This is a genomic window from Serratia sp. ID 25-353, from assembly GCF_054792795.1.
In genome coordinates this window covers 4,879,314-4,892,325 of sequence record NZ_CM139236.1, presented here as the reverse complement: position 1 = coordinate 4,892,325, position 13,012 = coordinate 4,879,314, and the positions used below count along the sequence as shown (strand labels likewise).

General features: G+C 61.5%; 7 protein-coding genes. 5 read left to right on the top strand and 2 right to left on the bottom strand.

Annotated elements, in window-relative coordinates:
• Window positions 1–150 precede the first annotated feature (150 nt).
• Window positions 151–1,017: a crotonase/enoyl-CoA hydratase family protein gene (locus tag ACYF6X_RS23405; RefSeq protein WP_063990804.1), complete on the top strand. Its 867-nt coding sequence runs from the start codon at window positions 151–153 to the stop codon at window positions 1,015–1,017.
• A gap of 16 nt (window positions 1,018–1,033) precedes the next feature.
• Here ACYF6X_RS23405 and pdeR read toward each other — a convergent pair whose 3' ends face one another.
• Window positions 1,034–3,028: a cyclic di-GMP phosphodiesterase gene (gene pdeR, locus ACYF6X_RS23400; RefSeq protein ID WP_063990805.1), complete on the bottom strand. Its 1,995-nt coding sequence runs from the start codon at window positions 3,026–3,028 to the stop codon at window positions 1,034–1,036.
• A gap of 534 nt (window positions 3,029–3,562) precedes the next feature.
• On the opposite strand from pdeR, the gene spy reads away from it, so the two are divergent.
• Window positions 3,563–4,051 (top strand): ATP-independent periplasmic protein-refolding chaperone Spy, encoded by a 489-nt coding sequence (gene spy / locus ACYF6X_RS23395; protein WP_063990806.1) that lies wholly within the window; start codon window positions 3,563–3,565, stop codon window positions 4,049–4,051.
• A gap of 94 nt (window positions 4,052–4,145) precedes the next feature.
• Here spy and ACYF6X_RS23390 read toward each other — a convergent pair whose 3' ends face one another.
• On the bottom strand, window positions 4,146–5,363 hold the full coding sequence (locus ACYF6X_RS23390) for a Tm-1-like ATP-binding domain-containing protein (protein ID WP_130018748.1): 1,218 nt from the start codon (window positions 5,361–5,363) through the stop codon (window positions 4,146–4,148).
• A gap of 248 nt (window positions 5,364–5,611) precedes the next feature.
• Here ACYF6X_RS23390 and ACYF6X_RS23385 point away from each other — a divergent pair, with 248 nt between their 5' ends.
• The 3 genes from ACYF6X_RS23385 to ACYF6X_RS23375 all read left to right on the top strand — a co-directional run bounded on the left by ACYF6X_RS23385 (window position 5,612) and on the right by ACYF6X_RS23375 (window position 12,996).
• Window positions 5,612–6,265 (top strand): TetR/AcrR family transcriptional regulator, encoded by a 654-nt coding sequence (locus ACYF6X_RS23385; RefSeq protein WP_063990809.1) that lies wholly within the window; start codon window positions 5,612–5,614, stop codon window positions 6,263–6,265.
• A 478-nt stretch (window positions 6,266–6,743) separates the two neighbouring features.
• Complete coding sequence (locus tag ACYF6X_RS23380; protein ID WP_460924782.1) at window positions 6,744–9,767, top strand: autotransporter outer membrane beta-barrel domain-containing protein; 3,024 nt, start codon at window positions 6,744–6,746, stop codon at window positions 9,765–9,767.
• Window positions 9,768–9,969: 202 nt separating this feature from the next.
• Entirely contained in the window at window positions 9,970–12,996 is a 3,027-nt protein-coding gene (locus tag ACYF6X_RS23375; RefSeq protein ID WP_460925818.1) for an autotransporter outer membrane beta-barrel domain-containing protein, read from the top strand.
• The last annotated feature ends 16 nt before the right edge of the window (window positions 12,997–13,012 follow it).

The following is a 13,012-nucleotide window of genomic DNA, read 5'->3' as shown; positions in this document are numbered from 1 at the left end:
TCACTTCCCTACCTCCAATTTTTATCTGTTTCGTCGGCGAGAAAGCGTTTACTCATGATGTGGCGTCGCGCTTTGCCGACCGCCGCTCCGCTGCAGCCGTAGGGGCTGGAACGGTCTCATCCGTCATCAACAGAAAAACTGGAAGGTCTTATGAAATTGCTTAATCATCCCACCTGCCGTCCGTTTACCGAAGCGGGCAATCTGTCGCAGCTTTCCGCCTACTATGAAGAAGGGCGGCACATTATGTGGATGCTGCTGCGCGCCGCGCCGCGCCCCTGCTTCAACCAGGCGCTGATCGAAGACATCATGACGCTGGCGCAGGCGGCGAAGGAGTCTTCGCTGCGGTTCGATTTTTGGGTCACCGGCTCGCTGGTGCCGAACATGTTCAACGTCGGCGGCGATCTGCAGTTCTTCGCCGAAGCGATCAAAAACCGCAAGCGCGAGGCGATGATGGCCTACGCGCGCGCCTGCATCGACTGCGTGCATGCGGCGGCGCGCGGTTTCGACACCGGCGCGGTCAGCATTGCGATGATCGAGGGCAGCGCGTTGGGCGGCGGTTTTGAAGCGGCGCTGGCGCACCATTTCGTGCTGGCGCAGAACAACGCGCGCATGGGGTTTCCGGAGATCGCGTTCAACCTGTTTCCCGGTATGGGCGGTTACTCGCTGGTGGCGCGCAAGGCGGGCATGCGCTTGGCCGAGGAGCTGATTTGGGGCGGCGAGTCGCACACCGCAGAATGGTTCGAGAGCCGCGGGTTGGTGGACCAGCTGTTCCAGCCCGGCGACGCCTACATGGCGACGCGCACCTTTATCGATACCATCCGGCCGAAGCTCAATGGCATGCGCGCCATGCTGCGGGCGCGTCAGCGCGTGTTGCAGCTGACGCGTTCGGAGCTGATGGACATTACCGAAGATTGGGTGCACTCGGCCTTTACCATCGAGGAAAAAGACCGCGCCTACATCGAGCGGCTGGTGATGTTGCAGGATCGCCATACCCTGAACCTGCGTCGTGCCGGCTAACGTTAACGCGCCCGCCTCATGCGGAGGGTGAGCGCGGGCGATAGGACTGCAGCCAATGCTCCAGCTGTTCCGGGAGCATTGGCCGCGCAAACAGAAAGCCCTGTTTTTCGTCCACACCGACCTCGTCGAGGAACTGGTTTTCGCTCTCGGTCTCCACCCCTTCGGCGATCACGCGGAAGGCCAACGCCTCCGCCGCCGCGACGATCGCGCGCACCAGCGATTGCGATACCGGGTTGAAATTCACCCCGCGCACGAAGCTTTTATCCAGCTTGATGGCGTCCAGCGGAATGCGCGCCAGCTGCGCCAGCGACGAATAGCCGGTGCCAAAGTCGTCGAGATGCACCTGTGCGCCCAGTTCGCGCAACCGGGTGATCAGTGAGCGCGCGCGGTTCTCGTCTTCAATCAGGCTGCTTTCGGTCAACTCGAAGTCCAGCAGACAGGGGGCCATACGGTGACGGCGCAGCACCCCGAGCAAGTCGTTGACGATGCTGTCATCGGCCAGCTGCCGGGCAGAGAGGTTGACCGCCACTCGCAGATTCAAGCCCTGTTCTTGCCACTGCGCCGCCTGCCCGGCGGCGGTCTGCAGCACCCATTGGCCGAGCGGGCCGATCAGGCCGGACTCCTCGGCGTAGGAAATGAACTGCAGCGGCGGGATCAGACCGCGCTCCGGCGAATCCCAGCGCACCAACGCTTCCACGCTGTGCACTTCGCCGCTGCGTGCGTCGATTTTAGGCTGGTAATACAGCACCAGCTGATTTTGCTCCAGCCCTTTGCGCAGGTTGGTGTCCAGCCACATGTACTCGGCGACGCGCTTGTTCATCTCCGGCGAGAAGACGGTATAGGTGCGTTTGCCATGCTCCTTGGCGACGTACATGGCGGTATCGGCGCTGCGGATCAGGCTGTCGAGATCGTTGCCGTGCTCCGGGCACAGCGCGATGCCGATTGAACAGCCGGTATACACCTCAATCAGACCAATGCGGAAAGGGGTCTTCAGCCTGTCGATAATGCGCTGCGCCAGCGTTTGCAGGCGCTCGCGATCGGTTTGCGGCGCCAGCACCAAGAATTCGTCGCCGCCGAGGCGGGCGAGCACCTGATCCGGGCTCAGGCAGCCGAGGATCGCCAGCGCGACCTCGACCAGCAGCCGATCGCCGAACATATGGCCGTAGGCGTCGTTGACCTTTTTGAAGTTGTCGAGATCGAGGTACACCAGGCCGAAACTCTCTTCGCCGCGCGTGGCGATGGCGTGATTGATCTTGTCCTGTATGGCGTTACGGTTTGGCAGGCCGGTGATGAGATCGGTGTTGGCCAGAACCCGCAGCCGTTCCTGCGCCCGGCGTTCTTCGGTGATGTCGGTACCGGAGCAGATAAGATATACCTCGTTTTTGCCGCTGCCGCTGTGCACGAATTTGTTGCGGAACAGGAACAGCCGTTCACCCTTGACCGTCTTTACCCAGCGTTCCACCTCATAGGACGAACCGTTGCGAAAGAAGCCGGCGATGTTGCGCCGCGAGGCGGCGGCTTCTTCCGGGCTCATAAACAGCTGGAAAACGTTTTTGCCGATCACCTCGTGTTCGCGCAGCCCGGTGTACTCCTCGCTCAGCCGGTTGAAACGCTGAATGCGGCCGTGCTGATCGACGATCACGATCACCGAGTTGGCTTCGGACACCACCTGCTCGGCGAAGGAGAGACCGTGCACCAGGTCGCGCGCCACGGATTGGGTGTCGCTGAAGGCGGAAGCGGTGCCCGCCCATTCGAGGTTGTTGACGCGGCGCCCGACCAGATGCAGATGCAGCGGTTCACCGGCTAGCGTAATGGTCAGCTCGAGACTGGCGGTCACGCCGGTCAGACGGCGGATTTTCGCCGCTTCCATGGCGCTGAGCGCCACCGCGACGTGGGCTTTGCCCTTAACGGCGGACAGCTCCAGGGCATGGCTGTCAAACGCCAGCCGCCAGTGGGGGCTTTGGGTGCCGAAGTGAGCGCTAAGAAGCTCAGGGCCTTGGTCTGCGGGCATGACAATTCCTCAAAAGAGCACGGGCGGGCGGCCGGCGCAGCTCCGGGCAGTCTGTTGGCCCGAAAGCGATCGCCGTACGCCTCTGTGCATCATATAACAGGTTTTCACAGGCGGGGCGGGTGATAGAAACTATTATATAAGCAATGATTAGTTTTGCGGTGTAAACGTCGCCCGGCGGCCGCTTGTCTTCAAGTGTAGGAGAACATCGGATCGTATGATGCTTGTACTGATTTCCCCTGCTGTCGGAAAACGGTTGATGCAAGGTTGCCTTGCAGGCGAGTAAATTATAGCGGTGAGGGGAAAACGGAAAAATAACTCCACCGGGGGGATTTTTGCCGGGAAATTAAAATTTCCATCAAATAAACGCCATCTTCATAGTTTTCTCATAATTGGTGAATAAATCCGAGACGGGTTTTAAAAAGTTTACACACCCTCTCATTACTTGAAATTTATCAGCCTATTATTATCTCCGACGACGATGAGCCTGTTAACGTACAGCGCTCCTGATGAAGAAAAACTTTTAAGGAAATGATTATGCGTAAATTGACGGCTTTATTTATTGCTTCCACGCTGGCTCTGGGTTCTGCTTCCGCAGCGTTCGCTGCCGACACGACGGCGCCGGCGGCGGATGCGGCACCGATGAAAATGATGCATCACAAGGGTGAAGGCAAAGGCGGCCCGTTCGCCGGGCTGAACCTGACCGAGCAACAGCGCCAGCAGATGCGCGATATCATGAAAGAGTCGCACCAGAAGCGCGGGCCGGGCATGAAAGAGGAACGCCAGGCGCTGCACAATCTGGTCGCTTCCGACAGCTTTGACGAAGCGAAGGCGAAGGCGCAAATTGACGCGATCGGCAAAGCGCAATCCGAACGCATGCTGGAGCGCGCCAAAGCGGAAAATAAAATGTATAACCTGCTGACGCCTGAGCAGAAAAAACAATACAATGAGAATTATCAGAAACGTGAGCAAAAGATGATGGACCACATGAATAAAATGAAGGAGCAGATGTCCTCCGGTCAGTAATATCCGCTCGCGATGAATAAAAAAGGGCAAGACTATTTGTCTGGCCCTTTTTCTATTTGGCGTTATCACTGGCAGGCTATGCAGTGAGTGATAATCATTCTCCGCCGACAATGTACCGGAACTGTTCGGCTACGGCCTGGGCAAAGCATGGGTCGTTAATATGATAAGGCGTTTTTATCACCCGGCGTTTGTCGGTGGCGTGTACCGTTTCTTCCAGCGCTTGCATAAAGGCGGCCAGCGCCGCCGGATCCCAGAACGGTTGTCCGGGCGCATCCAAAGCCGATACGCCGCCCGTTGGGATAACGAAACGCACTTCGCCTACGCAGGCATTGATCTTTTCGCCCATCCAACGCCCCATTAACGCATTCTCCCGCACGCTGGTGCGCACCAGCGTCACTTGCGGGTTGTGAGGGTGACGCAGACGGTTGGTATAGCGAGCCGGTACCGTATGCGGCGCGCCGAAGTTAATCATGTCTATCGCGCCGCAGGAAAGCACGCACGGGATGCCGGTACGTGCGATGGCGCCGAAACGATCTGTAGTGCAGGGCAGCACGCCGCCAAACAGGTAATCGGCCACTTCGGTGGTGGTCAAATCGATGGCGCCGTGCAGCTGGCGGTTATCGATCAGTTTTTCCAACGATCTGCCGCCGCTGCCGGTCGCATGAAACGTCAGACAATCCCATTGCGATCCCAGTTCGGCAACTAACGCCTGAACGCAGGGTGTGGTAACACCAAACGTCGTCAGGCCGATCGCGGGTTTGTGGTCGTCATAGTCGACGGCGGCGAAGTGCACTGCGCCGGCTATCTGGCGCGCCGCATTGCCGAGCACCCGTCGCGAGATGCGGTTCAGGCCGGCGAGATCGGTGACCGAATACAGCATGTTGATATCACTGGCGCCGACATAGGGGGAAACGTCTCCCGCCGCCATGCTTGAGACCATTATTTTCGGCAGGCCGATCGGCAGCAGCTGCATGGCCGGCGTGATGATGGCGGTGCCGCCGGAGCCGCCCAGACCAAGCAGGGCAGCAATATCGCGGCGCGTCAGGATAAAGCGTTCGAAAGCGGTTGCCATGGCCGCGATCGCCTGGCCGCGGCTGGCACAGAAGACCGCGCCGGCGCCTGCCGGATGGTGGCGGGCAACGTCCTCTGGGCTGATATCGGCGGGGGAATCAAACGGCAGGCTGCGGGTGGAGAGATCGACGGTTCGCGTAGGTAAATTCAGGGCAGCGATCAATCGCTGTACGTACTCCAACTCTTGTCCTTTGGTATCTGCTGTGGTAGCAATATAGACAAAACTTGAAGTGTTTCTCATGTATTTTTCCGAGGGGATTATAATTTTTATTTGAAAATTAATATATTATATTTTTTTAGTGCCCTGGTGTTGGCATTTAAATTAAATTGATTAATGTATTTATATAATGAGACGGCAGTATCATTTTTGCAAGGGCTGCTCGATGCAAAATGGGACTTCTGTCTCATTTTTGAGCTTTTCAATGTGGCCGGCGCTTTGCCGGCGGCCAGTCGACAGAGGCGCATCCTCTGTTGCGCAAGCGTGTGCAGATGCATGAGGTTTATGTGCCGATAGATGCTTTTTCCACTCCGTTCGATCCTTCATTGACCTCCACCCGGGCAAAAACCTACCGTTTGTTGCTGGCCAGCGCGATGGCGTTGTATGACGAAGGGGCGTTTCCTTCGATCACCGAACTGGCGACGCATGCACAGGTCTCGCGCGCGACGGCTTATCGCTACTTTCCGACCCAGAGTGCGCTGATTAGCGCCGTGGTGGCGGAAAGCCTGGGGCCTATTCTGGAATGGCGCCCGCAAGACGATGATGCCCTGAAGCGCATCCAGCAGTTGCTGACCTTCGCCTATCCTCAGATGGAGCGGCACGAGGGTGCATTGCGCGCGGCACTGCAGCTCTCTTTGCAGCAGTGGGCGAACGCTACACCGGGTGAAAAATTCGTGCGCGGCAACCGCAAGCGTTTGTTGACGCTGGCGGTAGAACCGCTGCAGGGCAAACTGCCGCCGGACTCTCTGCAGAGAGTGATTTATGCTTTCTCGCTGATTTACGGCTCGGAAGTGTTCCTGGTGCTGAAAGATATCTGGGGGCTGGAGCTTGAGAGCATCCAGGACGTCACGCAATGGATGGCCAAAGCCATCCTGCGTCAGGCGGAAGAGGACGCGATGAACCGCAAAAAAACATCAGCAGGATAATCCAATTTTTGCCGATGGCTGAGTGAAAATCCAGCATAATTCACTAAGTGAATATTGGCAAAATTTATAATAAAAAGTGATAAAAGACGCCTGTGAAGCACTTTTCAGGCGGCCACGCCCATCACTCCATTCTGAATTATATCTTTATTTATCAGTGAATTATAATTTATTTCTCCACTTGTTATTGCCGCTTCGATGCCGGTAAGCGTCATTGCCATTTCTTATCGGCACTGGCCTGATTCACCCCTGAAACTTTCTCTCCTCCCTCCTGACTGCCGGATGACACATTAAGCGTACTTGAGATTGTTGTGCTTTATTTATTTGGTGTTACCAAACTGTTACACAAAAAATCTTATAAAACATTTGCAAACAACAACGGACGGTATCTGGGATGGAGAAGAAACTTAGAGGAGTCAAATCCGCTCGGGCGGCCTTCGGCTGGCCTGAAATCGGAGTTCATCGCGCACAATGGAGCGCGATGCTGATCTGCCTGACGGCGATCGGCGGGGCGCAGGCTGCCACCTATATAGAGAACGGCAAAGCGGGCGATCCGGCCAGCTGGCGCAGCAGTGAATTCAACGCGGAATGGGGGCTGGGGGCGATCCACGCCGACCAGGCCTACGCCGCCGGTTATACCGGCAAAGGCATCAAACTCGGCATTTTCGATCAGCCGGTCTACGCTAAGCACCCCGAATTTGCCGGTGAGAATAAGGTGATCAATCTGGTCACCGAAGGCATTCGTGAATACACCGATCCCTATATTCCGGTAAAAAAAGGCGACGTTTTCCGTTATGACGGTACGCCGAGCGTGGATTCCGATGGCACGCTCGGTTCGCATGGCACTCACGTGGGCGGCATCGCCGCCGGCAGCCGCGACGGCGGCGCTATGCACGGCGTGGCGTTCAATGCGCAGATCATCAGCGCCGAAAACGGCGATCCCGGTCCAGAAGACGGCATCATCCTCGGTAACGACGGCGCGGTTTACCAGGCCGGTTGGAATGCGCTGGTGGCCAGCGGCGCGCGCATCATCAACAACAGCTGGGGCATTGGCATCACTGAGAAGTTCGATAAAGGCGGGTATGACCCGGCTTATCCGCACTTCACGGTGAACGACGCGCAAAAGCAGTTCGATCAGATTAGCGTGATCCTGGGCACCAAGCCCGGCGGCGCCTATCAGGGCGCGATCGATGCGGCGCGCAGCGGCGTGGTCACCATCTTCGCCGCCGGCAACGACGGCAACCTCAACAACCCGGACGCCATGGCCGGCCTGGCGTATTTCGTGCCGGACATCGCGCCGAACTGGCTGTCGGTCGCCAGCCTGCAGGATCCCACCAATACCGGCGATTACAGCATCAGCACCTTCTCTTCCCGCTGCGGCTACACCGCCAGTTTGTGCGTCTCGGCACCGGGCACCCGGGTATACAGCTCGGTAATCGAAGGCACCAGCGTGGAGAATCTGACGACCGGCTACGCCAAATACAGCGGCACCTCGATGGCGGCGCCGCACGTGGCCGGCAGCGTTGCGGTGCTGATGGAGCGTTTCCCGTATTTGAATGGCGCACAGGTGGCGGAAGTGCTGAAAACCACCGCCACCGACATGGGCGCGCCGGGCATCGACGCGCTCTACGGTTGGGGGATGATCAACCTGGGCAAGGCCATCAACGGCCCGGGCATGTTGGTGACCGTCGAGGATATTCCTGCGGAGTTCCGCATCCCGGATCCGACGGGCGTGGCCTACGGCCCGACCCAGTTCGTGGTGGATTTGCCGGGCGTCGGCGCGGTGCTGGACAAGGGCAAACCGACCGAGCGCGTCTGCAGCGATGTACTGTGCGGCCTAGACTTCTGGAACAACGACATCTCTGGCCACGGCGGCCTCACCAAAGAAGGGATGGGCACGCTGGTCATGACCGGCGCCAACACCTATGCCGGCCCGACGCTGGTCAATCAGGGGCGGCTGGCAGTCAACGGCTCGGTCACCTCGGCCGTCAGCGTGCAGAACGGCGGCATCGTCGGCGGCAGCGGCACGGTCGGTTCGCTGGCCGCCCGTCAGGGCGGCACCGTGGCGCCGGGCAACTCGATCGGCACCCTGAACGTGGCGGGCAACGTCAGCTTCGAACCGGGGTCGCGCTACGCGGTGGAAGTGGGGGCGAATGGCCAGAGCGATCGGATCCAGAGCAGCGGATCGGCGACGATCGGCGGCGGCGAGGTGGCGGTGACGCTGGAGAACAGCCCCAACCTGCTGACGCAAAGCGAAGTGCGCAGCCTGCTGGGCCAGCAGTACACCATCCTGAGCGCGCAGCAGGGGGTGAGCGGGCAGTTTGATGCGGTGGCGCCGAACTACCTGTTCCTCGGCACCGGGCTGAGCTACCAGCCGACCGGAGTAACGCTGAGCGTCGGGCGCAATGGCACCAGCTTCGCCAGCGTGGCGCAGACGGCGAACGAGCGGGCGGTGGCGGCGGCGGCGGATGCGCTGGCGGCGGGCAACCCGGTGTACGAAAGCCTGCTCAACAGCGGCACGGCGGGCGAGGCGCGGCAGGCGTTCCGTCAGCTGTCGGGGCAAATCCATGCGGATATCGCGTCGGCGCTGGTGAACGACAGCCGCTACCTGCGTGAGGCGCTGAACGGGCGTCTGCGTCAGGCGGAAGGGCTGGCGAGCTCGTCGGCCATCAAGGCGGATGAAGGCGGGGCCTGGGCGCAGCTGCTGGGGGCGTGGGACCACGCGTCGGGCGACGCCAACGCCACGGGTTATCAGGCCTCGACCTACGGGGTGCTGGTGGGGCTGGACTCGGCGGCGGCGGACGACTGGCGGCTGGGGGTGGCGACCGGCTACACCCGCACCTCGCTGCACGGCGGGTATGGGTCGAAGGCGGACAGCGACAACTACCACCTGGCGGCGTACGGCGACAAGCAGTTCGGGGCGCTGGCGCTGCGCGGCGGGGCGGGCTACACCTGGCATCGCATCGACACCAAGCGGTCGGTGAACTACGGGATGCAGTCGGACCACGACACGGCGAAGTACAGCGCGCGCACCGAGCAGCTGTTCGCGGAAGCGGGCTACAGCGTGCAGGGTGAATGGCTGAACCTGGAGCCGTTCGTGAACCTGGCGTACGTGAACTTCGAGAACAACGGCATCGCGGAAAGCGGCGGCGCGGCGGCATTGCGCGGCGACAAGCAGCACACGGATGCGACGGTGTCGACGCTGGGCCTGCGTGCGGACACCGCCTGGCAGGTGAGCCCGGGCACGACGGTGGCGCTGCGCAGCGAGCTGGGGTGGCAGCACCAGTATGGCGGTCTGGAGCGAGGCACCGGGCTGCGGTTCAACGGCGGCAATGCGCCGTTCGTGGTGGACAGCGTACCGGTCTCGCGCGACGGGATGGTGCTGAAGGCGGGAGCGGAAGTGGCGGTGAATGAGAACGCCACGCTGTCGCTGGGCTACGGCGGGCTGCTGTCGCAGCACCACCAGGACAACAGCGTCAACGCCGGCTTCACCTGGCGCTTCTAAGCACAAGCACCATCGACTCAATCCTTGTAGGGGAACCGTCTGCGGGCGGTTCCTTTTTCACATCCTGCTAATGAGAACCCGGCGCACCTGGGGCGTCGGCCAATAACAAGCAAAAGGTAAGGAAATGACAACAACAATGGGTTTTGATAACAAAGGAAACGCTCGTCGCTCGCCGTGGCGGCTGAACGCGCTGGTCTGCTGCATGGCGCTGGCGGGGTATGCGCAGGCGGCGCCGTACGAGGTGAACGGTCAAGCCGGCGATCCGGCCAGCTGGCGCAACGCCGAATTCAACGCCAACTGGGGGCTGGGGGCGATCCACGCCGATGAGGCCTATGCCGCCGGCTATACCGGCAAAGGGCAGAAGGTGGGCATTTTCGATACCCCGGTCAACCGCCATCCCGAGTTCGCCGGCGACGGCAAACTGATCAACGTGGTCACCGAAGGCTATCGCGCCTACACCGATCCGCACCGGCCGGGCATTAACGCCGGTGACCGCTTTTACTTCGACGGCACCTTCCACTTCTACAGCGGCTCACAGGGCATGCTGAGCAATCACGGGGTGCACGTTGCGGGCATCAGCGCCGCCAACCGCGACGGCGTCGGGATGCACGGCGTGGCCTTCGATTCGCAGGTGATCAGTGTCGATAACGACAACGACGGCCCGGCCTACGGCGAATTCCTCGGCCTGGACGGCGCCGTCACCAATGCCGGCTGGCAGGCGATGATCAACAGCGGCGTGCGGGTGATCAACAACAGCTGGGGCGTCAGTATTCCCGACTTTCTGTCCGATGGCGGCCGCGATCCTAACGCGCTGCACTTTGAGCTGAAGGATGCGCAGGAACAATTCGATCAGGTCAAACCGCTGCTCGGCAGCCTGGCCGGCGCAGGCTATCAGGGCGCTATCGACGCGGCGCGCAAAAATATTCTGGTGCTGTTCGCCGCCGGGAACGACGGCAACTACAACCAGCCGGATGTGATCAGTGGGCTGGCCTACTTCGTGCCGGACATTGCGCCGAATTGGCTATCGGTCGCCAGCGTGGCGCAGGATGCGGCATCGACCAACAGCGTGCCTTACACCATCAGCAGCTTCTCTTCCCGCTGCGGCTATACCGCCAGCTTCTGCGTCTCGTCGCCGGGCAGCAAAATCTACAGCACCGTGGCCAACGGTTCCGATCCGGCCAACCTGGTGTCGGACTACGGCAATAAAAACGGCACCTCGATGGCGACGCCGCACGTCACCGGCGCGGTGGCGGTGTTGCTGCAGCGCTTCCCGTACATGAGCTCGGCGCAGATTGCCGACGTGCTGAAAACCACCGCCACCGACATGGGCGCGCCGGGCATCGACGCGCTCTACGGCTGGGGGATGATTAACCTGGGCAAGGCCATCAACGGTCCGGGCATGTTCTATACCGTCGACGATATTCCTGCGGAGTTCCGCATCCCGGATCCGACGGGCGTGGCCTACGGCTCGACCCAGTTTGTCGCCAATATTCCGGGCCTGGGTGCCGAGGTGGATGCCGGCACGCTGCACGCCAGGAAGTGTGCCGACATCAGCTGCGAGCTGGAAGTTTACTCCAACAACATCTCTGGCCACGGCGGCCTCACCAAAGAAGGAATGGGCACGCTGGTCATGACCGGCGCCAACACCTATGCCGGCCCGACGCTGGTCAATCAGGGGCGGTTGGCAGTCAACGGCTCGGTCACCTCGGCCGTCAGCGTGCAGAACGGCGGCATCGTCGGCGGCAGCGGCACGGTCGGTTCGCTGACCGCCCGTCAGGGCGGCACCGTGGCGCCGGGCAACTCGATCGGCACCCTGAACGTGGCGGGCAACGTCAGCTTCGAATCGGGGTCGCGCTACGCGGTGGAAGTGGGGGCGAATGGCCAGAGCGATCGGATCCAGAGCAGCGGATCGGCGACGATCGGCGGCGGCGAGGTGGCGGTGACGCTGGAGAACAGCCCCAACCTGCTGACGCAAAGCGAAGTGCGCAGCCTGCTGGGCCAGCAGTACACCATCCTGAGCGCGCAGCAGGGGGTGAGCGGGCAGTTTGATGCGGTGGCGCCGAACTACCTGTTCCTCGGCACCGGGCTGAGCTACCAGCCGACCGGAGTAACGCTGAGCGTCGGGCGCAATGGCACCAGCTTCGCCAGCGTGGCGCAGACGGCGAACGAGCGGGCGGTGGCGGCGGCGGCGGATGCGCTGGCGGCGGGCAACCCGGTGTACGAAAGCCTGCTCAACAGCGGCACGGCGGGCGAGGCGCGGCAGGCGTTCCGTCAGCTGTCGGGGCAAATCCATGCGGATATCGCGTCGGCGCTGGTGAACGACAGCCGCTACCTGCGTGAGGCGCTGAACGGGCGTCTGCGTCAGGCGGAAGGGCTGGCGAGCTCGTCGGCCATCAAGGCGGACGAGGGCGGGGCCTGGGCGCAGCTGCTGGGGGCGTGGGACCACGCGTCGGGCGACGCCAACGCCACGGGTTATCAGGCCTCGACCTACGGGGTGTTGGTGGGGCTGGACTCGGCGGCGGCGGACGACTGGCGGCTGGGGGTGGCGACCGGCTACACCCGCACCTCGCTGCACGGCGGGTACGGGTCGAAGGCGGACAGCGACAACTACCACCTGGCGGCGTACGGCGACAAGCAGTTCGGGGCGCTGGCGCTGCGCGGCGGGGCGGGCTACACCTGGCATCGCATCGACACCAAGCGGTCGGTGAACTACGGGATGCAGTCGGACCGCGACACGGCGAAGTACAGCGCGCGCACCGAGCAGCTGTTCGCGGAAGCGGGCTACAGCGTGCAGGGTGAATGGCTGAACCTGGAGCCGTTCGTGAACCTGGCGTACGTGAACTTCGAGAACAACGGCATCGCGGAAAGCGGCGGCGCGGCGGCATTGCGCGGCGACAAGCAGCACACGGATGCGACGGTGTCGACGCTGGGCCTGCGTGCGGACACCGCCTGGCAGGTGAGCCCGGGCACGACGGTGGCGCTGCGCAGCGAGCTGGGGTGGCAGCACCAGTATGGCGGTCTGGAGCGAGGCACCGGGCTGCGGTTCAACGGCGGCAATGCGCCGTTCGTGGTGGACAGCGTACCGGTCTCGCGCGACGGGATGGTGCTGAAGGCGGGAGCGGAAGTGGCGGTGAACGAGAACGCCACGCTGTCGCTGGGCTACGGCGGGCTGCTGTCGCAGCACCACCAGGACAACAGCGTCAACGCCGGCTTCACCTGGCGCTTCTGACCTTCAGCGGCAATCT

Coding starts and splice junctions, on each gene's coding strand:
- ACYF6X_RS23390 (WP_130018748.1), bottom strand. CDS start 5,363: ATGAGAAACACTTCAAGTTTTGTCTATATTGCTACCACAGCAGATACC.
- ACYF6X_RS23405 (WP_063990804.1), top strand. CDS start 151: ATGAAATTGCTTAATCATCCCACCTGCCGTCCGTTTACCGAAGCGGGC.
- ACYF6X_RS23375 (WP_460925818.1), top strand. CDS start 9,970: ATGGCGCTGGCGGGGTATGCGCAGGCGGCGCCGTACGAGGTGAACGGT.
- pdeR (WP_063990805.1), bottom strand. CDS start 3,028: ATGCCCGCAGACCAAGGCCCTGAGCTTCTTAGCGCTCACTTCGGCACC.
- ACYF6X_RS23385 (WP_063990809.1), top strand. CDS start 5,612: ATGCATGAGGTTTATGTGCCGATAGATGCTTTTTCCACTCCGTTCGAT.
- spy (WP_063990806.1), top strand. CDS start 3,563: ATGCGTAAATTGACGGCTTTATTTATTGCTTCCACGCTGGCTCTGGGT.
- ACYF6X_RS23380 (WP_460924782.1), top strand. CDS start 6,744: ATGCTGATCTGCCTGACGGCGATCGGCGGGGCGCAGGCTGCCACCTAT.